The 20,457-nt window shown below is 68.4% G+C and carries 16 protein-coding genes; 12 read left to right on the plus strand and 4 right to left on the minus strand.

Going from position 1 to position 20,457, the window contains the following annotated elements:
* Positions 1–101 precede the first annotated feature (101 nt).
* Positions 102–1,049, minus strand: coding sequence for a LysR family transcriptional regulator (locus tag AC1Q6E_RS11640; protein ID WP_152794344.1), 948 nt, complete (start codon positions 1,047–1,049; stop codon positions 102–104).
* Positions 1,050–1,120: 71 nt separating this feature from the next.
* Between AC1Q6E_RS11640 and aptA the strand changes: the two genes are divergently transcribed.
* The 5 genes from aptA (at position 1,121) to aroG (ending at position 7,601) form a co-directional block, all read left to right on the plus strand.
* Positions 1,121–2,527 (plus strand): omega-aminotransferase AptA, encoded by a 1,407-nt coding sequence (aptA, locus tag AC1Q6E_RS11645; RefSeq protein ID WP_492572769.1) that lies wholly within the window; start codon positions 1,121–1,123, stop codon positions 2,525–2,527.
* A gap of 76 nt (positions 2,528–2,603) precedes the next feature.
* Positions 2,604–4,268: an amidohydrolase gene (locus tag AC1Q6E_RS11650; protein WP_492572770.1), complete on the plus strand. Its 1,665-nt coding sequence runs from the start codon at positions 2,604–2,606 to the stop codon at positions 4,266–4,268.
* Between the two features lie 18 nt (positions 4,269–4,286).
* Positions 4,287–5,246: a CobW family GTP-binding protein gene (locus AC1Q6E_RS11655; RefSeq protein WP_152794338.1), complete on the plus strand. Its 960-nt coding sequence runs from the start codon at positions 4,287–4,289 to the stop codon at positions 5,244–5,246.
* Between the two features lie 43 nt (positions 5,247–5,289).
* Complete coding sequence (locus AC1Q6E_RS11660; protein ID WP_296558056.1) at positions 5,290–6,270, plus strand: Bug family tripartite tricarboxylate transporter substrate binding protein; 981 nt, start codon at positions 5,290–5,292, stop codon at positions 6,268–6,270.
* Between the two features lie 257 nt (positions 6,271–6,527).
* On the plus strand, positions 6,528–7,601 hold the full coding sequence (gene aroG, locus AC1Q6E_RS11665) for a 3-deoxy-7-phosphoheptulonate synthase AroG (protein ID WP_296558058.1): 1,074 nt from the start codon (positions 6,528–6,530) through the stop codon (positions 7,599–7,601).
* 15 nt (positions 7,602–7,616) lie between these two features.
* Here aroG and AC1Q6E_RS11670 read toward each other — a convergent pair whose 3' ends face one another.
* Entirely contained in the window at positions 7,617–8,174 is a 558-nt protein-coding gene (locus AC1Q6E_RS11670) for a cob(I)yrinic acid a,c-diamide adenosyltransferase (RefSeq protein WP_492572771.1), read from the minus strand.
* Positions 8,175–8,237: 63 nt separating this feature from the next.
* Complete coding sequence (locus AC1Q6E_RS11675; protein ID WP_152796043.1) at positions 8,238–9,014, minus strand: AraC family transcriptional regulator; 777 nt, start codon at positions 9,012–9,014, stop codon at positions 8,238–8,240.
* 90 nt (positions 9,015–9,104) lie between these two features.
* On the opposite strand from AC1Q6E_RS11675, the gene AC1Q6E_RS11680 reads away from it, so the two are divergent.
* Genes AC1Q6E_RS11680 through glcF form a run of 6 tightly spaced genes read left to right on the plus strand, consistent with a single transcriptional unit; the run spans position 9,105 to position 17,840 of the window.
* Positions 9,105–10,088 (plus strand): Bug family tripartite tricarboxylate transporter substrate binding protein, encoded by a 984-nt coding sequence (locus AC1Q6E_RS11680; RefSeq protein ID WP_492572772.1) that lies wholly within the window; start codon positions 9,105–9,107, stop codon positions 10,086–10,088.
* Positions 10,089–10,123: 35 nt separating this feature from the next.
* Positions 10,124–12,427 (plus strand): molybdopterin-dependent oxidoreductase, encoded by a 2,304-nt coding sequence (locus AC1Q6E_RS11685; protein ID WP_492572773.1) that lies wholly within the window; start codon positions 10,124–10,126, stop codon positions 12,425–12,427.
* Positions 12,428–12,481: 54 nt separating this feature from the next.
* Complete coding sequence (locus AC1Q6E_RS11690) at positions 12,482–13,909, plus strand: FAD-binding oxidoreductase (RefSeq protein WP_492572774.1); 1,428 nt, start codon at positions 12,482–12,484, stop codon at positions 13,907–13,909.
* 56 nt (positions 13,910–13,965) lie between these two features.
* Entirely contained in the window at positions 13,966–15,462 is a 1,497-nt protein-coding gene (locus tag AC1Q6E_RS11695; protein ID WP_296558069.1) for an FAD-linked oxidase C-terminal domain-containing protein, read from the plus strand.
* 8 nt (positions 15,463–15,470) lie between these two features.
* On the plus strand, positions 15,471–16,556 hold the full coding sequence (gene glcE, locus AC1Q6E_RS11700; protein ID WP_152796033.1) for a glycolate oxidase subunit GlcE: 1,086 nt from the start codon (positions 15,471–15,473) through the stop codon (positions 16,554–16,556).
* A gap of 18 nt (positions 16,557–16,574) precedes the next feature.
* Entirely contained in the window at positions 16,575–17,840 is a 1,266-nt protein-coding gene (glcF, locus tag AC1Q6E_RS11705) for a glycolate oxidase subunit GlcF (RefSeq protein WP_492572775.1), read from the plus strand.
* On the opposite strand, the gene AC1Q6E_RS11710 is transcribed toward glcF, so the two are convergent.
* Complete coding sequence (locus AC1Q6E_RS11710; protein ID WP_296558074.1) at positions 17,830–18,744, minus strand: LysR family transcriptional regulator; 915 nt, start codon at positions 18,742–18,744, stop codon at positions 17,830–17,832. The genes glcF and AC1Q6E_RS11710 overlap by 11 nt on opposite strands.
* 113 nt (positions 18,745–18,857) lie before the next feature.
* Between AC1Q6E_RS11710 and mdlC the strand changes: the two genes are divergently transcribed.
* Positions 18,858–20,426, plus strand: a complete 1,569-nt coding sequence (mdlC, locus tag AC1Q6E_RS11715; protein WP_492572776.1) for a benzoylformate decarboxylase — start codon at positions 18,858–18,860, stop codon at positions 20,424–20,426.
* Positions 20,427–20,457 lie beyond the last annotated feature (31 nt).

The following is a 20,457-nucleotide window of genomic DNA, read 5'->3' on the forward strand; positions in this document are numbered from 1 at the left end:
GTAGTCCCGCGCAGCGGGACCGGCTTCGCTTGCGACACGCCCGCCCCCCGGCCCCGGTGCCCCGGACAAGACCGGGTCAAGAACATGAAGGTCGATTCAGCTTAGCGCTGCTGGCCGGCGCGGTGGCTGGCCAGCAGGCATGCCTCGAAGGCCAGGGCGGCGCGCGGCGGGGAGGGCGACCGCCGCAGCAGGCTGATGAATTCGCAGGTGTAGCGAAATACTTCCGGGCGGATCGCCTGCATCTGCCCGTTGCGTTCGAATCCGCTGGCGTAGTGGTCGGGCAGGAAGCCAAGGTAGCCGCCCGACAGGATCAGCGTGGCGATGGCCTCCTGGTCGTGGCCCGTCGCCTTCCTCACCAGCCGCGCGCGGTGGGCGAGTTCCATGTTGGGGGAGTGGTAGCCCAGTCCCGCGAACGCGTGCTCGCGCAGGTCGTCCCAGGTCAGGCCTTCGTGGTCGGCGCCGAACAGCGGATGGCGGGCGCCGCAATACAAATGCATGCTTTCGTCGAACAGCGCGGCGTACCGCAGCGTGCTGGAGTGGCGGTGGGCGGGAATGATGCCGACCTGGAAGGTGCCGTTGATGATGCCCCGCTCGATCTCGCCTATCGTCTTGACGTGCAGGTTCAGGCCGACCTCCGGAGCCTGTTCCGAGAACAGGGCGATGGCCTCGGCCAGGCGGGCCGCCGGATTGGTGGCGGTCTTGTCGAAAATGGCGATGTCCAGGCGCCCGCCCATGCGCTGGTGGATGCCGTCGATACCGGCGCGAAAGGCATCGGCCGAAGCGAGCAGCCTCAGGGTTTCCTCGTAGACGCGCTCGCCTTCCGCGGTCAGCGCGAAGCCGGTGCGTCCCCGCCGGCACAGGGTCAGCCCCAGCCGCGTTTCCAGGTCCTTGACGTGCCGGCTGATGGTCGACAGGCCCACGTTCAATTCCAGTTCGGCGGCCGCCATGCCGCCACATTCGACCACGCACTTGAAGACTTGCAGCAGGCGCAGGTCCATGTCGCTGAGCGAGCCCAGGATGGGGATGGGGCGGGGCCGGGACGTCGTCATGCTGGACACTCTGATGGTTGCGTGAACTGGAAAGTGAAGAGTGATAGGCCGTCATATGAGAAAAGCGAAAAATGCCCCAAGATCCGGGCATCGTTTTTTCGCCGCTCCAAGGACCGACCATCGTGTTCCCGCCCGATACTGCCTTCAGCCCCGAGCGTTCCGCCGATACGCGCGAAACGGGCCTCGACGCATACTGGATGCCGTTCACCGGCAACCGCGATTTCAAGGCCCATCCGCGCATGATCGTGGCGGCAAGCGGAGCCTACTACACCGATGCGGACGGCCGCCAGATCCTGGATGGCCTGTCCGGCTTGTGGACCTGCGGCCTGGGCCACGGCCATCCGAAGATCGTCGAGGCCGTGGCGCGCCAGGCCGCCACGCTCGACTATGCGCCGGCGTTCCAGTTCGGCCACCCGCTCGCGTTCGAGCTGGCCGGGCGCATCGCCGGCCGGATGCCGGCCGGGCTCGACCATGTCTTTTTCGTGGGCTCGGGGTCCGAGGCGGTCGATACCTCGCTCAAGATGGCGCGCGCCTATTGGAGATTGAAGGGGCAGCCCTCGAAGACGCTGCTGATCGGCCGCGCCAGGGGCTACCACGGCGTCAACTTCGGCGGCATCAGCGTGGGAGGCATCGGGGGCAATCGCAAGCTCTACGGCGAGGGCCTGCGCGCCGACCACCTGCCCCATACGCTGCTTGCCGGCAATGCATTCAGCAGGGGGCAGCCGGCGCAGGGCGCGGAGCTCGCCGATGAGTTGCTCGAGCTGATCGCGCTGCACGATGCCTCGAACATCGCCGCCGTCATCGTCGAGCCTTTCGCGGGGTCGGCCGGGGTCATCGTGCCGCCTGTGGGCTATCTGGCCCGCCTGCGGGAAATCTGTACCCGGCATGACATCTTGTTGATCTTCGACGAGGTCATTACCGCCTTCGGCCGGCTGGGGGCCTGGACGGGCGCCGATTGTTTCGGAACGACGCCCGATATCCTGAATTTCGCCAAGCAGGTCACCAACGGCGTGATCCCGATGGGCGGCGTGGTGGCCAGCCCGGAGATCCACCAGGTCTTCATGCAGGCGGGCGGGCCGGCCTATGGGGTGGAGTTCCCCCACGGCCACACCTACTCGGCCCATCCCATCGCCTGCGCCGCCGCGCTCGCCACGCTGGACGTCCTGGAACAGGAAGACGCGCTCGGGCGGGTGAGGGCGCTCGCGCCCGGCTTCGAGTCGGCCGTGCACGGATTGCGGGGCTGTCCGCACGTGACCGACATCCGCAACATCGGCCTGGCGGCCGGCCTGACGATCGCTCCCAAGGCGGGCGAACCCGCCCGCAGGCCCTACGAGATCGCGATGCACTGCTGGAAGCAAGGTGTCTATGTCCGGTTCGGCGCCGACACGATCCAGCTCGCGCCGCCGTTCATCGTCGGGCAGGGCGAGATCGATCGCCTGGTCGAGACCCTGGAGCGGGCCATCCGGGCAACGTCTTGAGCGGTGCCGCGGGGCCCGGGATGGGAAACAGTGGAAAAGCATCGTCCTTTATTTTAGATTGCAATCTAATTAAATAATGAAGACCAGGGAGCAGCCCATGCGGGACATCACCGTCTTTCGCGCGCGCAAGTTCATCACCATGGATCCGGTACGGCCCGCCGCCACGCACGTCGCGGTGCGGGACGGCCGCATCCTCGCGGTCGGCGGGGACGAGATATGGCAGGGGCTGGGCGCGGCCAGGGCCGACGATCGCTACGCGGATGCGGTGCTGATGCCCGGGTTGGTCGAGGCGCATTCCCACCTGATGGAGGGGGCGCTCTGGAAGTTCGTCTATGCCGGCTACTACGATCGGCGCGATCCCGAGGGCCGGTTGTGGACGGGCCTCAAGAGCGTCGACGGCATCGTGGAGCGGCTGGCGGAGATGGAGCGCACGCTGGCCGACCCGGACGCGCCGCTGCTGGCCTGGGGCTTCGACCCGGTCTATTTCGGCGAGCAGCGGATGACGGTGCGCGAGCTGGACGCGGTATCGGAGCGGCGGCCGATCGTGCTGCTGCATGCCAGCTTCCACCTGATGAATGTGAATTCGGCCATGCTGCGCAAGGCCGGCATCACGCGGCAGACGGACATCGAGGGCATCGCCCGCCATGCCGACGGCGAACCGAATGGCGAATTGCAGGGGTTCGCGGCCATGTTTCCGGTCAACCGGGCCATCGGCAACGTCATGCGGACGGTGGGCGTCACGGAAGAGGGCGTGTGGCGGTTCGCGCGGGTAGCCCAGCGGACCGGGGTGACGACGGCCACGGACCTCGTGAACAATCTGGCCGAGCCCGGTGTGAGGCTGCTCGAAGACGTGACCTCGCGCGAGGACTATCCGCTGCGCATCGTTCCCATCTATCGGGGACCGCAGGCCCTGGCCACCATCGAGCAGGATCTCGGCCTGGCCGCCCTGGCGGCGGCGCGCAGCACGGACAAGCTTCGTTTCGGCGCGATGAAGCTGACGCTGGACGGTTCCATAACGGGATATACGGCCCGGCTGCGCTGGCCCGGCTACCACAACGGCAAGCCCAACGGCATCTGGATCATGTCTCCCACCGAGGTCCACGGCGTCGTGGCGCGCATCCACGGGGCGGGCGTGCAACTGCACATCCATACGAACGGAGACGAGGCGACCGGGCTCGCGCTGGACGCCATCGAGGCCGCGCTGGAAAAGCATCCCCGCCCGGACCACCGGCATACCCTGCATCACTGCCAGACGGCCGATGCCGCCCAGTTCCGGCGCATGGCCAGGCTGGGCGTCTGCGCGAACCTGTTCGTGAACCATATCTACTATTGGGGCGACGTGCACTATGCGCAGACCCTGGGACCCAGCCGCGCCAACCGCATGAATGCGTGCGGAACCGCCCGCCTCCATGGCGTCCCGCTGGCCATTCATTCCGATGCGCCGGTCACGCCCATCGGGCCGCTGTTCACCGCATGGTGCGCGGCGGTCCGGCGCACGGCGGGCGGCCGCGTGCTGGGGGAAGGGGAACGGATCACGGTAGCGGACGCCTTGCACGCCGTGACACTGGGGGCGGCCTATACGCTGGCGATGGACGGCGAAATCGGCTCGATCGAGGTCGGCAAGCGGGCGGACTTCTGTGTGCTGGCCGATGATCCGCTGGCGGTGCCGGTGGAGGATCTCAAGGATGTCCCGGTGCTGGGAACGATGCTGGGCGGCCGGGCCTTCGATGCGGCACAGTGACCGGAGCCGCGTTCGGCCATGAATGTTTCCCCCATTCCACTCACGGTGATAGGCGGCTTCCTGGGCGCCGGCAAGAGCACGCTCGTGAACCGCCTGCTGGCGCAGGCGGGCGATTCACGGGTGACGGTGCTGGTGAACGACTTCGGCGCGATCAACATCGACGCCGCCTTGATCGAATCCCGGGACGGCGAGACCATCAGCCTGGCCAATGGCTGTGTGTGCTGTTCCATCGGCGACGACCTGGTCGACGCGCTGATCCGGGCGATGGAGCGACAGCCCGCCCCGGACAGGATCGTCATCGAAGCCAGCGGCGTGGCGGATCCCTGGCGGATCGCGCAGGTCGGCCTGAGCGATCCGGCCCTGAGGCTCGACAGCGTCGTGGTCCTGGCGGATGCGGAAACCGTGCGCGCCCACGCGGCGGACCGCTATCTGGCCGACACCATACGCGGGCAACTGCGGGCCGGCGACTACCTGATCCTCAACAAGGCCGATCTTGTCACCGCCGAGTCCCTCGCCGCCACGCGCGGCTGGCTCGCGGCGACGTGTCCGGACACCCCGATATTCATCGCCAGCGATGCCGACGTGCCGTTCGTGTTCCTGGCGGATGCGGGCCTGTCCGCGTGGCCCGCGGGGGCCATGCATGCCTGCGGTTGTCCCGCGGGCCGTCCGTGCCGGCACGAGCAGGCTCATGGCGAGCTGTTCGAGTCCTGGTCCATCGAGCTGGCGGGCCGGTTCCGGGCCGATGCGCTGCGCGCCTGGCTGCGGGCCCTGCCGGCGGGCGTGCTGCGGACGAAAGGCCTCGTGGCGACGGACGAGTGGCCGTGGGCCGTCATGCATGGCGTGGGGCGGCGCGGCACCCTGGCTTGCGCCGCGCCGCCGATCTCCGCGCGGTCGGCCATCGTCGCCATCGGCCTGCGGGGCCAACTGCCCATCGCCGAGCTCGACGCTTTTTTCCGCGGCGCAAGACTGGCCGATTGACGTACCGATAGCAGCCTTCGATCCCCTCGATCAGGAGATGTCCATGAAGATCCGTATCTTGTTTCGTTGCGCGCTGGCCGCGCTGTGGCTGGGCCTGGCGGGTGTCCAGCCGGCGTGGGCGCAGGCCTATCCGGATCGGCCCGTCAGGCTGTTGATGTCGTTCAGCGCCGGGTCGGGCGTCGATACCTTCGGCCGGCTGGTCGCGCAGAAACTGGCGGACAGGCTGGGGGGAAGCACCTATGTCGAGAACAAGGGCGGGGCGGGCGGCATCATCGGCATCGGCGCGATGGCCAAGGCCATGCCGGACGGCTACACGATCGGCCTGATCGCGAACACCGCCACGATCCACCAGGGAATGAGAACGGATCTGCCGTTCGACCTGAAGGAGGACTTCGCCTACATCACCCTGCTGGCACGTGGCGCCATGGTGCTGGCGGTCAGAAAGGACCTGCCGGCGCAGACGCTGCCCGAACTGGTCGCGCTGGCGAAGGCGCGGCCCGGGCAACTCAACTACGGCACGCCGGGGATCGCCACGCCGCATCACCTGGCAACCGAGCTGCTCAAGCACGAGACGGGCATGGACGTCCTGCACGTCCCGCACAAGGGGGCGGTCGAGGCGATCAACGGCCTGAACAACGGCAGCGTCGACTTCGAGCTCATCGCCATCCAGTCCGCGCTGCCTCACCTGAAAAGCGGCCGCATCCGGGCCCTGGCCGTCACCACGGCCAGCCGCCAACCCGTGCTGAAGGATGTGCCGACCGTGGCGGAAGCCATAGGCAGGCCGGATTTCGAGGCCGACCTCTGGTACGCCATCGTGGCGCCCGCCCGCATCCCACCCGACATCGCGGCGAAGCTGACGCGGGAGCTGCACGCGATCCTGGGGACGGCGGAGGTGCGGAATATTCTTGCCGAGCAGGCCATGCAGGCCGCTCCCAGCACGCCCGAGGAACTGCGTGCCCTGATCGACCGGGACACCCGCAAGTGGGCGAAGGTGGCGCGGGAGGCCGGGATCGTCGGACAGTAGGGGCGCCCGCCCGCCACTTGCCGAAGCGCCCGGCCCCTGCTACGATATATTTTATGAACTACGCTTCCACGTACTTTTACTTTTACTTTTTTGGATTTCCAAAGCCGCTGGCGGAGGAAAGGAAGCGTCGTATCTAACGGATTCCTGCCCCAAAAAAGCCGCCAGCGTCCTGGCGGCTTTTTTTGTGCCTGGACGAAACGGTGGGGCAACCCCCCAAGACATCTACACCAGACATCATTGAAATCCAGGAGAGGATCGTGTCCCACAACACCGACGACTTGCGCATTCGAGAAATCAAGGAGCTGGCTCCGCCTTCGCACCTGATGCGCGAGTTTCCCTGCACCACCTCCGTCTCGGAGACGGTCTATTCCACCCGGCAGGGGCTGCACCGCATCCTGCACGGCATGGACGACCGCCTCGTGGTGGTGATCGGGCCGTGTTCCATCCACGATACCAAGGCCGCCCTGGAGTACGCCTCGCGCCTGAAAGCCGAGCGCGACCGCTTCGCCGGCGAACTCGAGATCGTGATGCGGGTGTACTTCGAGAAGCCCCGCACCACGGTGGGCTGGAAGGGCCTGATCAATGATCCCGACCTGGACGGCAGCTTCAACATCAACAAGGGCCTGCGCACCGCCCGCCAATTATTGCTGGAGATCAACGCCCTCGGCCTGCCTGCGGGGTGTGAATATCTGGACATGATCACGCCCCAGTACATCGCCGACCTCGTCTCCTGGGGGGCCATCGGCGCGCGCACCACGGAAAGCCAGGTCCACCGCGAACTCGCCTCCGGCCTGTCGTGTCCCGTGGGTTTCAAGAACGGGACCGACGGCAACATCCGCATCGCCGTCGACGCGATCAAGGCGGCGTCCCAGCCTCACCATTTCCTGTCGGTGACCAAGGGCGGCGTCTCGGCCATCGTGTCCACCAACGGCAACGAGGACTGCCACGTCATCCTGCGCGGCGGCAAGGCGCCCAACTATGACGCGGCCAGCGTGGAAGCCGCGGCCCAGGACATGGCCAAGGCCGGCCTGGCCCAGCGCGTGATGATCGATGCCAGCCACGCCAACAGCAGCAAGAAGCCCGAGAACCAGCCGCAGGTGCTGGACGACGTGGCGCGCCAGATGGAAGCGGGCGACAACCGCATCATCGGCGTGATGGTGGAAAGCCACCTGGTGGCCGGCCGGCAGGACCTGGTTCCGGGCAAGCCTCTGGTCTATGGCCAGAGCATCACCGATGGTTGCATCGACTGGGATGCCTCGGTGCAGGTGCTCGAACGCCTGGCCCAGGCGGTGCAGGCGCGCCGGCTGGTGGCGACCAGCAGCGGCAAGTAGCCCTTGGCCCCGGGGCTAGCCGCCCCGGGTGCGGCCCGAGCGCCACAGGACTTCCGGCGTGCCGGCGTCCTGGTTGATGGCGCGGGCCAGCACGAACAGCAGGTCCGACAGGCGGTTCAGGTATTGCCGCACCGGCGGATGGACGGTCTCGACGCGGGCCAGGGCCACCACGCCGCGCTCGGCCCGGCGGCAGACCGTGCGCGCCATGTGGGCCAGGGCCGCCGGCCGGCTTCCGCCGGGCAGCACGAATTCGCGCAGCGGCGGCAGCCGGGAGTTGTAGCCGTCCAGGAGGACGTCCAGGTGCGCCACGCGCGCCTCCGCCAGCAAGGCCTGTCCGGGCATGCTGAGTTCTCCGCCCAGATCGAACAGGTCGTGCTGGATGTCCAGCAGGTCGTGCGCGATGTCCTGCGGCAAGGCTTCCGTGGCCAGCAGTCCCAGCGCGCTGTTCAGTTCGTCGACGTCGCCGATGGCCGCGATGCGTGGCGAGTCCTTGGTAACCCGCGGGCCGGTCGCCAGTCCCGTGGTGCCGTCGTCGCCGGTACGCGTGGCGATCACGCTCAATCGATGTCCCATGAATACTCCATGATCAGGATGGGCCCGATGCCCCGTGGGCATCGCCGTTCCCGTGGATTGTAGTCAGGACGTTTGCGCCTGCCTTCTTTTCAACTGGCCCGGCGAGTACCCGTAGAACTGCCTGAACGCATGGGAATAGGCGCCCTCGCTGGAATAGCCGAGCTCGACGGCGATATCCAGCATCCGGCGCCCCAGGCTGTGCAGTTCGATCGCGCGCGTCATGCGGGCATGGTTGCGCCATTGCTGGAACGACAATCCGGTCAGCTTCACGAAGATGCGCTGCATCGTCTTTTCACTGGCGCCCGCCTGCGCGGCCCATTCTGCCAGGGTCCGGCCGTCCGATGGGTCTGCCTCCAGGGCCCGGCAGACCATGGCGATGCGCGTGTCGTCGGGAATGGGAAGTCCGGCGGCAACGCGCGGCGCCCGGCGGATCTCGTCCAGGATTCCCTGGGTTTTCCAGTGGCGCGAGGGCACGTCGGCGCTCGGGGTGTCCCAGCGCGCCGCGTCGAAGATCAGCTCCCTGAGCAGAGGGCTGATGCCCGTCACGGAAAAGACCGTCTCGGCATACACGGCCGCGTCGACATACACGCTGTGATACCGGTAGGGGCGCTCCATCAGCACCGCGTGGGGAAGGTCGGGGGGGATCCATGCGGCGCGGCTGGGGCCGAGCCGGACCAGGTGATGCTCGGTCTGGAGCAGCGTGGCGCCGCGCTCGGGATACAGCAATTGTCCGCAGGCATGCGTGTGGAGCGAGGTTTCGCCCGCCTTGCCTTCACGCACGACGACGCACAGCGGCTCGCCCGCCAGGTCGACGGGCAGGGGTACGGGCATGGGGGTCATATGTCGGTTCTTCGCCGAAAACTGACGGTTTCTCGCCAGTGGAGCCGGCGGGCGATTCCTATAGTTCCGAGGTCTACACGGAGGGACGTCATGTCGAAAATCACTCGCCGGCGGTTGGGCGCGGCCTTGGCCGCCGCGGGGGTCGCCTGGTGCGCGTCCGGCTACGCGCAGCGCTATCCGGAAAAGCCTATCACCATCGTGGTCGCCTATCCACCGGGCAGCGATACCGACGTCATGGCGCGTCTCTATGCCGAAAAGCTCGCTCCCCGGGTCGGACAGCCCGTGCTGGTCGTCAATCGCGCCGGGGCATCGGGCATGGTGGGCAGCAGTCATGTGGCGCATGCGGCGCCCGACGGCTATACCCTGTTGTTCGCGCCATCGACATTCGCGACGGCGCCGCTGGTACTCAGGCAGGCCGGGGTCGCCGGCTACGATCCCGTGGCCGATTTCAAGCCCGTCATCCAGATGACGACGTCGTCGCTGCTGCTGGTCGCCCATCCTGGTTCGGGCTTCGGGACGCTGGGCGACATCGTCGAGGCTTCCCGCCGCGGCCAGCGGATTTCCTATGGTACTTCGGGATCCGGGTCGCCCATGCATATCGTGGGCGAATGGCTGAACCGGTCGGCGGGGACCGCCTTGCAGCACATTCCCTACAAAGGCGTCGCGCCGTCCGTGACCGATGTCGTGGCGGGCCACATTCCGATCGCGCTGGTGACGATCGGACCGGTCAGGCAGTATCTCAAGGCCGGCAAGCTGACGGCCATCGCGGTGGCCGATCCCGACCGCACGCCGTTCCTGCCCGCGGTGCCCTCCATTGCCGAGTCGGGGTATCCCGACGTCCGCCTGCGCGCCTGGAACGCATTCTTCGCGCCGGCCGGCACGCCGCCATCGGTGGTGGCCCTGCTCAACGACAAGCTGCGCCAGGTCCTGGCGCTGCCCGACGTCGTCGAGGCGCTGGGCGCATTGTCGGCGGTGCCGGCGGGGGGCTCGCCCGACCGGCTCGGCGCGCAGGTCGCCGCCGACTACCGGCAGTTGGGGACGTTGATCGATGAACTGAAAATCCAGGCCGATTGAGGGCCGGCGGACCATCCGGCGCCCAAGGAGACATTGTGACGACCCGATCCACGCAGACCGCTTCGCACTGGGGGGTGTACGACGTCGTGACCGACGAGCGGGGCGCCATTCTCGATACCGTGCCGTTCCACGCGGACCCGCATCCGGCCAGCTTCGTGAGGGGCTTGCCCGAGATCGTGCGCGGGCCGCTGCGGATCGACCAGCCGTATGTCAGGGCGGGCTACCTGCGCCACCGCAACGGCCAGGGGCGCGGCGGCGGCGAGTTCGTGCCGGTCGGCTGGGACCAGGCCCTGGACCTGGTCGCCGACGAACTGGCCCGGGTCAAGGCCGAACACGGCAACGAGGCAATCTACGGCGGGTCCTACGGCTGGGCCAGCGCCGGCCGGCTGCACCACGGACCCAGCGTGCTCAAGCGCTTCCTGGGCCTGCACGGCGGCTATGTCGACAAGCGCGGCAACCACAGCTTCGGTGCCGCCCTGGGCATCATGCCCTATGTCCTGGGCCGGTCGGACATCACCAATCTCGTTGCCTCCTGGCCGGAGGTCATGGCCTCGACCGAGCTGATGGTGATGTTCGGCGGCGCCGCCCTGAAGAACACCCAGCTCGACCCCGGCGGCGCGGTGGTGCACGACAATCCCGACTGGTACCGGAATACCGGGGGCGGTGGGCCGGTGTTCGTCACCATCAGCCCCTCGCGCGCGGACCAGCCGCCCGCGTCCCGCTCCGAGTGGATGCCCATCCGCCCGCATACCGATACCGCGATGATGCTGGGCATCGCCCACACGCTGGCCTCGGAAGGCCTGCGCGACGGGGAATTCCTGGCGCGCCACTGCGAGGGCTACGAACGCTTCGAGGCCTACCTGCTGGGCCGCGAGGGCGGACCGCCCCGCAGCGCCGACTGGGCCGCGCCCATTACCGGCGTGCCGGCCGGCGAGATCCGCGCGCTGGCCCGCAGGATGGCGGCCAGCCGCACGATGGTGAACCTGAGCTGGTCGGTGCAGCGCGCCGATCATGGCGAGCAGCCGGTGTGGATGCTGGTCACCCTGGCCGCGATGCTGGGGCAGATCGGCCTGCCCGGCGGTGGCTTCAGCATCGGTTTCGGCGCGGTCAACGGCATGATGGCGCCGCGTGTCGAGGGCATGCCGCGCCCGACGCTGCCGCTGGGGCCCAACGCGATCAAGACCTATGTGCCGGTCGGCCGCATCGCCGACATGCTGCTGCATCCCGGCAAGCAGATCGAATGTTTCGGCCGGGCCATCACGTTCCCGGACATCCGCCTGGTCTATTCCATAGGCGGCAACCCCTTCCACCACAACACCAACCTGAACCGCTTCCTGCGCGCCTGGCAGGCGCCGGAGACGGTCATTGTCCACGAACCCTGGTGGAATCCCGCCGCCCGGCATGCCGACATCGTGCTGCCGGCGACCACCACGATGGAGCGCAACGACATCCTGGCGCACGAGAATGCCCCCTATTGGCTGGCCATGAAGCAGGTCATCCCGCCCGTGGGGCAGGCGCGCAACGACTTCGACATCCTGGCCGAGGTCGCGGGGCGCCTGGGATTCGAGGCGGCCTATGCGGAAGGGCGCGACGAGATGGGCTGGCTGCGCCACATGTACGGGGTCGCGGCCGCCAAGGCCCGGGAGTCGGGCTACCCGCCGCCGGCGTTCGACGCGTTCTGGCAGGCGGGGCAATTCGCCTTTCCCCAGCCCGAGGCCGGCTGCGTCCTGCTGGACGATTTCCGGCGCGATCCGGAGGGCCATCCGCTTGCCACGCCCTCGGGCAGGATAGAGATCCACTCGCGGACGATCGAAGGCTATGGCTACGCGGACTGCCCGCCCCATCCCGCGTGGCTGGAGCCGGCGGAGTGGCTGGGCGGCGCGCAGGCGGCGCGCTATCCGCTGCATCTCTTGTCCAACCAGCCGGCCACCCGGCTGCACAGCCAGCTCGATCCGGCGCAGGCCAGCCGCGCGAGCAAGGTTGCCGGGCGCGAGCCCATCGCCCTGCATCCCGACGACGCGGCGGCGCGGGGCATCCGGGAAGGCGACGTGGTCCGCGTGTTCAACGATCGCGGGGCCTTCCTGGCGGGGGCCGTGCTGGCCGGGCACCTGGTGCCAGGTGTCGCGCAGATCGCCACCGGGGCCTGGTACGACCCGCTGCGGGGCGGCGAGTCCGGTTCGCTGGACAAGCACGGCAATCCCAACATGGTGACCCTGGACAAGGGCACGTCGAGCCTGACGCAGGGCTCGATGGCGCAGACCGCGCTGGTCGAGATCGAGCGCTTCGACGATGCGCCGCCGGTCACGGCCTTCGTGCCGCCGGCGGTGCGGCAGGCCTGATCAAGGGCGGGGCAGGGCGTAGAATCGGGGGATCCACCCTCAGGCTGTCGATACATGAATGCCCCCGCTTTTCCCTCTCCGCGCCGTCCGGTGCCCCAGGCCTGTTTCGATGCGCTGGCCGCCCATTTCGGCGATCGCCTGTCGTTGAACCCGTCGGTGCGGGAACACCACGGCCGCGACGAGTCGCCCTATCCGGCGGTGCCGCCCGACGCCGTGGTGTTCGCCGAGAGCACCGGGGATGTGGTGGCGGCGGTCGAGGCCTGCGCCGCGCACGGCGTGCCGCTGATCGCCTACGGATCGGGGTCGTCGCTGGAAGGGCATGTACTGGCGATCGAAGGCGGCATCACGCTGGATGTGTCCCGCATGAATCGCGTCCTGTCGGTCAATCCCGACGACCTGACCGTCACCGTGCAGGCCGGCGTCACGCGCAAGCAGCTCAACAACGAAATCCGCGATACGGGGTTGTTCTTCCCCATCGACCCCGGCGCGGACGCCTCGCTGGGCGGCATGGCCGCCACGCGGGCATCCGGGACCAACGCGGTGCGCTACGGCACCATGCGCGACAACATCGTGTCCCTGACGGTGGTCACGGCCCAGGGCAAGGTCATCCGCACGGCGCGGCGCGCCAAGAAGTCCTCGGCCGGCTACGACCTGACCCGCCTGTTCATCGGCAGCGAAGGCACGCTGGGCATCATCACCGAGGTCACGGTGCGGCTGTATCCCCAGCCCGAGGCGGTATCGGCGGCGGTCTGCAACTTCCCCAGCGTGGACGCGGCCGTGGCCGCGGTCATCCAGACCATCCAGATGGGCATCCCGGTCGCCCGGGTCGAACTGCTGGACACGGCCACCGTGCACGCGCTCAACCTCTACAGCAAGCTGACCCTGCGCGAGACGCCCCTGCTGCTGTTCGAGTTCCACGGCAGCCCGGCGGGAGTCGAGGAGCAGGCCACGACGGTGCAGGAAATCACGCGCGAGCACGGCGGCATGGACTTCGAATGGGCCGTGCATCCCGAAGATCGCAACCGCCTGTGGGCCGCGCGCCACAACGCGTACTTCGCGACCCTGCAACTGCGCCCCGGCGCGCGCGCCTCCAGCACCGACGTGTGCGTGCCGATCTCCCGGCTGGCAGATTGCATCCGGGAAACCAACGCCGACCTGGCCCGGGCCAGCTTCCCGACCTGCGTGGTCGGGCACGTGGGCGACGGCAACTTCCACGTGCAGATGCTGCTGGACCCGGACAGCGAGGCCGAATGGGCCGAAGCCGAGACCATCAATCGCCGCATGGTCCGGCGCGCCCTGGACATGGACGGTACCTGCACCGGCGAACATGGCGTGGGCCTGCACAAGATGCAGTTCCTGGCCGAGGAACACGGCGAGGACGCGCTGGCGCTGATGCGGCAGGTGAAGCAGGCCTTCGATCCCTTGAATATCCTCAATCCCGGCAAGGTATTGCCCCCCCCCCGCGGCCTGAGGGGGGGGTAATACCACTGTTGGGGAAGGCGGGGGCAGGCTATCTTCAGAAGTTACTGGAGATGTGCATGAACGCCCCAACAGAAATCGGGCTGGACCCGATCGCGGCCGAGCGCCAGGTAGAGGTGGTGCAGGCATTGCGCGATGTGCTTCCCAATTATTGCGTGCTGTTCAGGGAAGAGGAAACGCGCCCTTATGAATGCGATGGCCTGTCGCTGTTCCGACAGGTTCCCATGGTCGTGGTATTGCCGGAGACCGAGGAGCAGGTGCGGCAGGTCCTGCGGCTGTGCAAGCGGATGGGCGTGCCGGTGGTGGCGCGCGGCGCGGGGACGGGGCTGTCGGGCGGGGCGACGCCGCATGCCGAGGGTGTGCTGCTGGGATTGGCGAAATTCAACCGCATCATCCAGGTCGACCCCGAGGCGCGCCAGGCGGTGGTGCAGCCGGGCGTGCGCAACCTGGCCATTTCGGAAGCCGCCGCGCCACACGGGCTGTACTACGCGCCCGATCCTTCCAGCCAGATCGCCTGCACCATAGGCGGCAACGTGGCCGAGAATTCGGGCGGCGTGCATTGCCTGAAGTACGGCCTGACGGTGCACAACGTACTGGCGGCGCGCGTGGTCATGATGGACGGCGAGGTGCTCGAACTCGGTTCGCAGGCCCTGGACGAGCCCGGCCTGGACCTGCTGTCCATCATCGTCGGCTCCGAGGGCATGCTGGGCATCGTGACCGAGGTCACCGTCAAGCTCATTCCCCGCCCGGCCGTGGCGAAGGTGGTCATGGCCAGTTTCGGTTCGGTCGAGGCGGCCGGCGATGCCGTGGCCCGGGTCATCGCCGCCGGCATCATTCCCGCCGGGCTCGAGATGATGGACCGGCGGGCCGTGCACATGGTGGAGCCGTTCGTATGCGCGGGCTATGACCTGGACGCCGAGGCGATCCTGCTGTGCGAGTCGGACGGCACCGAGGAGGAAGTGGGCGACGAAATCCGCCGGGTCGAGTCGCTGTTCGCCCAGTGCGGCGCGACGCGCCTGCAGGTCTCCTGTTCCGAAGCCGAACGGCTGTTGTTCTGGGCCGGCCGCAAGAACGCCTTTCCGGCGGCGGGCCGGATCTCGCCCGACTATTACTGCATGGACGGAACCATTCCGCGCCGCTACCTGGGACGGGTGCTGTCGGCCATTGCCGAGATGGAGCGCAAGTACGGCCTGCGCTGCGCCAACGTCTTCCATGCCGGCGACGGCAACCTGCATCCGCTGATCCTGTTCGATGCCAATGACATCGACGAGGTCGAGCGCGCCGAGCGCTTCGGCGCCGAGATCCTGGAGCTGTGCGTCGAGGTCGGCGGCACGATCACCGGCGAGCACGGCGTCGGGGCCGAGAAGATCGACCAGATGTGCGTGCAGTTCGCGCGCGAGGAACTGGATGTCTTCTTCGGCATCAAGCATGCCTTCGACGCGACCGGCCTGCTCAACCCCGGCAAGGCCATTCCGACGCTGGCCCGATGCAATGAATACGGGCAGCGGCATGTGCACCGCGACGCCATCCGTTTTCCCGAAATCCCCCGTTTCTGATTCCATCCATGGACGTCCTGCTCTCCGATCTTCGCGCCCGCGTACTGATGGCCCATGTCGGCCGCCGGTCCCTGTACATCCGTGGCGGCGGCACCAAATGCTTCTACGGGCTGCCGGTGGAGCACGATGCCGTGCTCGACATGTCGCCCTATGCCGGTGTCATCGATTACCAGCCCAGCGAACTGGTGGTGAGCGCCAGGGCGGGGACACCCCTCGCGCAAGTGGAGGAAATGCTGGCGGAGCAGGGCCAGATGCTGGCCTTCGAGCCGCCGCATTTCTCGGAAGGCGCGACGCTGGGCGGCTGTGTCGCGACGGCCTTGGCGGGGCCGCGGCGGGCCAGCGCCGGTTCGGTCGGCGATTTCGTGCTGGGGACGCGATTGCTGGACGCGCAGGGGCGCGTGCTGCGCTTCGGCGGCGAGGTCATGAAGAACGTGGCGGGTTATGACGTTTCCCGTCTCCTGGCCGGGTCGCTGGGCACGCTGGGCGCGATCCTGGAGGTGTCGCTGAAGGTGCTGCCCCGGCCCGTCTGCGAGGCGACGCTGCGCTTCGAGATGGATGAAGGGACGGCGCTGCGCAGGATGAATGCCTGGGGCGGCCAGGCGCTGCCCGTCAGCGCGTCGGCCTGGGAGGGCGGCGCGAGCGGCGGACGCCTGACCGTCCGCCTGTCGGGAGCCGAGGCCGCGGTGGCCGCGGCACGCGCGACGCTGGGCGGCGAAGTGCTGGCCGATGAGGAAGCCGGGGCATGGTGGCGCGCGCTGCGCGACCACACGCATCCTTTCCTGACCCGGCGTCCCCTGTGGCGGCTGTCGGTGCCCGCCGTGACGCGGCCCCTGGGCCTGGGGCCCACGTTGATCGAATGGGGGGGAGCCCAGCGGTGGCTGGGCGGGCCCCAGTCGGCCCAGCGCGTGCGCCAGGCGGTTGCAATGGCGGGTGGCCATGCCACGCTGTTTCGTGCCGTGTCGGTCGACGAGGCCCGGATGGCGGGGGTGTTCCATCCGCTGTCGATCCCGGTGGCGGCCATCCACCGGCGCCTGAAGAACGAATTCGATCCGGAAGGGGTGCTGAACCCTGGCCGCATGTATCCCGACCTTTAGACAAGAATCACACACCTCATGCAGACACGGCTTACGGAGTCGATCAAGGACACCCCCGACGGCAGGCAGGCCGAGGCCATCCTGCGCAAATGCGTGCATTGTGGATTCTGCACCGCCACCTGCCCCACGTATCAGGTGCTGGGCGACGAACTGGACAGTCCGCGCGGCCGCATCTACCTGATCAAGCAGATGCTGGAAGGCGGCGAGGTCACGGCCAGCACCCAGCGGCATCTAGACCGTTGCCTGACCTGCCGCAATTGCGAGACGACCTGTCCGTCCGGCGTGGAGTACGGGCAGTTGATCGACATCGGCCGCCGCATGGTCGAGACACGAGTGGAAAGGACGCCCGGCGACCAGCTCAAGCGCGCGGTGCTGGGCCGGGCGATGGCGTCGCCGGCGTTCGGGCTGGCGATGAGGCTGGGGCAGGCGCTGCGTCCCCTGCTGCCGCCTTCGCTGGCGGCCAAGGTGCCGCCGAGGCGGCCGGCGGGCCCGGTTCCGCGGCGCCGCCATGCCCGGCAAGTGGTGATACTGGCTGGCTGCGTGCAGCCCGCCATGATGCCGGCCATCGATGCCGCCACCTTGCGGGTCCTCGACGCCGTGGGAATCTCGGCCTCGGTCGCGCCCGGCTCGGGCTGCTGCGGGGCGGCGCGTTTTCACCTGAACCAGCAGGCGGCGGCGCGCGAGCAGATGCGCGCCAACATCGATGCCTGGTGGCCCGGCATAGAGTCCGGCCGCATCGAGGCGATCGTGATGAACGCATCGGGCTGCGGCGCCACCGTGCGCGAGTATGCGCACCACCTGCGCGACGATCCCGCCTACGCGGGCCGGGCGGCGCGCGTGTCGGGCATGGTCCGCGACATCGCGGAAATCCTGGCGCCGCAGGCGGCCGAGCTCGCCCCGCGCCTGGCCGGCCGGCTGGCCGCGCGGCCGGTGTTCCATCCGCCGTGCACGCTGCAGCACTGGCAGGGCCTGAGACCGCTGGTCGAATGCCTGTTGTCGGACCTGGGCTTCGCGCTCCAGCCGTTCGCCGACAGCCACCTGTGCTGCGGATCGGCGGGAACGTATTCGGTGCTGCAACCGGAGATCGCCGGCGAGCTGCGCGAGCGCAAGCTCGCCGAACTGGACAAGGCGAGCCCCGATCTCATCCTGTCCGCGAACGTCGGCTGCCTGGCCCACCTGCAGGCCGGCACCCCTACGCCCGTCATGCACTGGATCGAGGCTGTCGACGCCGCGCTGCGCATGCCCGATGGAGCCGGACTGCCGGGCAAGCGGGTCAGCGGGTAGGGGGCGACCCCCACATCAGCCGCAGTTCGTCCAACAGCTTGATGGCCGGCTGGGGAAGAATGCCCTTGGTGCGGCGGAACACCATCAGCCGGCGCTGCAGGGCCGCGCCGGGGATGGACAGGGCATCGACCAGTCCGGCGCCGCGCTCGGCCTCGAACATCGGGTGGGGCATCCAGCTCAGGAAGCCGGCGTGGGCCACCATGCTCTTGATGGCGATGATGGAGCGCGTCTCGACCACGATGTCGGGCGAAGGCAGGCCGCGCGAGGCGAACTGGTGCATGAGTTCGTCGAACGGTGCCGTGCCGCGCGGCGGCAGCACCCATTTGTGGCCCTGCGTATCTTCCAGCCGCAGCCGCGCGCGCTTGCGCAGCGGATGCGTGGCCGCGGCGATGATCTGGCTGATGTCGTGCCATTCGCAGTCGGGAATGACGCAGATGTCCGTCGTGTCCGGCATCGACACGCCGATGGCCAGGTCGATGTCATGGTTCAGCAGCGCGTCGGTCAGCAGGTCGCCCACGCCTTCGACGATGTGTACCTGCAGGTTGGGCCACTGGGCCAGGACGCGTCCGATGGCCATGGGCAGCACGAGGCTGACGGCGCTGGCGACCGCCCCGACGCGTATGGTGCCGCGCGAGAGGCCGCGCAGCGCGTTGATTTCCTCGGTGGCCTGTTCGGCCTGGCGCTGCAGCAGCGTGGCGTGGGGCAGCAGCGCCTGCCCGAAGCTGGTCAGCATCATGCCGGTGGCGTAGCGCTCGAACAGCGGGGCGCCGACCTGGTCTTCCAGCCGGCGGATGGTGCGGCTGAGGGCAGGCTGGGTGATGTTCAGCGTCTGTGCTGCCCGGCCCAGCGTCCCGTGCTGGACCACGGACAGGAAAGCGTTGAGCTGGCGTATATCGAAAGTCATGCCAAAAGGTAATGACTTTTTCCCTAAAAAGCAATGTTCAGGCAAGGGTGTGCTCGCCATACTCTCGGGATCCGCCGGCCTCGTCCGGAAACATCAAACCGCGGAGACGATTCATGACCACCGTCCGCGAAGCCGTGCTCGACCTGCTGCGCGCCTTCGACATGACCACCATCTTCGGCAACCCGGGATCCACCGAGCTGCCGCTCTTCCTCGATTTTCCCGGCGACTTCGACTATGTGCTGGGGTTGCACGAAGGCGTGGTGGTCGCCATGGCCGACGGCTACGCGCAGGCCCGCCGCAACGCCTCGTTCATCAACCTGCATTCGGCGGCGGGCGTGGGCAACGCCATGGGCACCATCTTCACCGCCTACAAGAACCGCACGCCGCTGGTCATCACCGCCGGCCAGCAGTCGCGCTCCATCCTGCCTTTCGATCCCTTCCTGCATTCGGCGCAGGCCACCGAGCTGCCCAAACCCTACGTGAAGTGGAGCTGCGAACCGGCGCGGGCCGAGGATGTTCCGCTGGCCATCGCGCGCGGCTACTACATCGCCATGCAGCCTCCCTGCGGTCCGGTGCTGATCTCGGTGCCGGCGGACGACTGGGCGCGCGAGTGCGAGCCGGTCGAGGCGCGCCGCGTCGGCAAGCTGCTGCGGCCCGATCCCGAGATCATGACCGAGATCGCCGGCGCGCTGGATACGGCGCGCCGGCCGGCCTTCGTCATCGGCGCCGCCGTCGACCGCGATGGCGCCTGGGACGACGTGGTGCAACTGGCCGAGCGCCACCAGGCCGGCGTGTGGGTCGCGCCCATGTCGGGCCGCTGCGGTTTTCCCGAGGATCATCGCCAGTTCATGGGTTTCCTGCCCGCCATCCGCGAGAAGATCGTCTCGATGCTGGGCGGCTACGACTGCATCTTCGTGATCGGCGCGCCGGCCTTCACCTACCACGTCGAGGGCTTCGGGCCGCACCTGCCGTCCGGCGCGAAGCTGGTCCAGCTTACCGACGATCCGCAGGTCGCGGCCTGGGCGCCGGTGGGCACCGCGGCGGTGGGCAGCATCAGCCTGGGGGTGCGCGAACTGCTGGCGCGCACGTCGCCGCCGGCCCGCGAACTGCCGGCGCCGCGGGCGCCGCTGCCGCGCGCCGAGCCGTCCTCGCCCATGTCGGTCGCCTATGTGCTGCAGACGCTGGCCGAGGCGCGCGATCCGGCTTCCATCGTGGTTGAGGAATCGCCCAGCGCGCGGCCGGTCATGCACAAGTACCTGCCCATGCTGCAAAGCGAGACCTTCTACACCATGTGCAGCGGCGGCCTGGGCTACAGCATGCCGGCCGCCGTGGGGGTCGCGCTGGCCAAGCCGCAAAGCAAGGTCATCGGCCTGATCGGCGACGGTTCCAGCATGTACTCCATCCAGGCGCTGTGGACCGCGGCCCAGCTCAAGCTGCCCATCACCTTCGTGATCCTGAACAACCGGCGCTATGCTGCGCTGACGGAATTCGCGCCCACCTTCGGCTTCAAGCCCGGGGATCCGCTCGCCGGCACCGACCTGCCCGATCTCGACTTCGTGTCGCTGGCGCGCGGGCATGGCTGCCAGGGCGTCCGGGTGTCGGATCCCGCCAAGCTGGCCGATGTGCTGCGCGAGGCGCTGGCGTCGCCGGTGCCCATCCTGGTGGACGTGGAAATCGCGTGATTCCATGGTCCCGACCCCATTCTTCCCAAGC

Source organism: Pigmentiphaga sp. MLSB6-MA01 (genome assembly GCF_058793475.1).

What these genes read in the sequence shown, in the direction of transcription:
- AC1Q6E_RS11695 (WP_296558069.1), top strand. Translation starts at nt 13,966, where the DNA reads ATGAACGCCCCAACAGAAATCGGGCTGGACCCGATCGCGGCCGAGCGC.
- glcF (WP_492572775.1), top strand. Translation starts at nt 16,575, where the DNA reads ATGCAGACACGGCTTACGGAGTCGATCAAGGACACCCCCGACGGCAGG.
- AC1Q6E_RS11640 (WP_152794344.1), bottom strand. Translation starts at nt 1,049, where the DNA reads ATGACGACGTCCCGGCCCCGCCCCATCCCCATCCTGGGCTCGCTCAGC.
- AC1Q6E_RS11670 (WP_492572771.1), bottom strand. Translation starts at nt 8,174, where the DNA reads ATGGGACATCGATTGAGCGTGATCGCCACGCGTACCGGCGACGACGGC.
- AC1Q6E_RS11710 (WP_296558074.1), bottom strand. Translation starts at nt 18,744, where the DNA reads ATGACTTTCGATATACGCCAGCTCAACGCTTTCCTGTCCGTGGTCCAG.
- mdlC (WP_492572776.1), top strand. Translation starts at nt 18,858, where the DNA reads ATGACCACCGTCCGCGAAGCCGTGCTCGACCTGCTGCGCGCCTTCGAC.
- AC1Q6E_RS11655 (WP_152794338.1), top strand. Translation starts at nt 4,287, where the DNA reads ATGAATGTTTCCCCCATTCCACTCACGGTGATAGGCGGCTTCCTGGGC.
- glcE (WP_152796033.1), top strand. Translation starts at nt 15,471, where the DNA reads ATGGACGTCCTGCTCTCCGATCTTCGCGCCCGCGTACTGATGGCCCAT.
- AC1Q6E_RS11650 (WP_492572770.1), top strand. Translation starts at nt 2,604, where the DNA reads ATGAAGACCAGGGAGCAGCCCATGCGGGACATCACCGTCTTTCGCGCG.
- AC1Q6E_RS11660 (WP_296558056.1), top strand. Translation starts at nt 5,290, where the DNA reads ATGAAGATCCGTATCTTGTTTCGTTGCGCGCTGGCCGCGCTGTGGCTG.
- AC1Q6E_RS11690 (WP_492572774.1), top strand. Translation starts at nt 12,482, where the DNA reads ATGAATGCCCCCGCTTTTCCCTCTCCGCGCCGTCCGGTGCCCCAGGCC.
- aptA (WP_492572769.1), top strand. Translation starts at nt 1,121, where the DNA reads ATGCCCCAAGATCCGGGCATCGTTTTTTCGCCGCTCCAAGGACCGACC.
- AC1Q6E_RS11675 (WP_152796043.1), bottom strand. Translation starts at nt 9,014, where the DNA reads ATGACCCCCATGCCCGTACCCCTGCCCGTCGACCTGGCGGGCGAGCCG.
- AC1Q6E_RS11680 (WP_492572772.1), top strand. Translation starts at nt 9,105, where the DNA reads ATGTCGAAAATCACTCGCCGGCGGTTGGGCGCGGCCTTGGCCGCCGCG.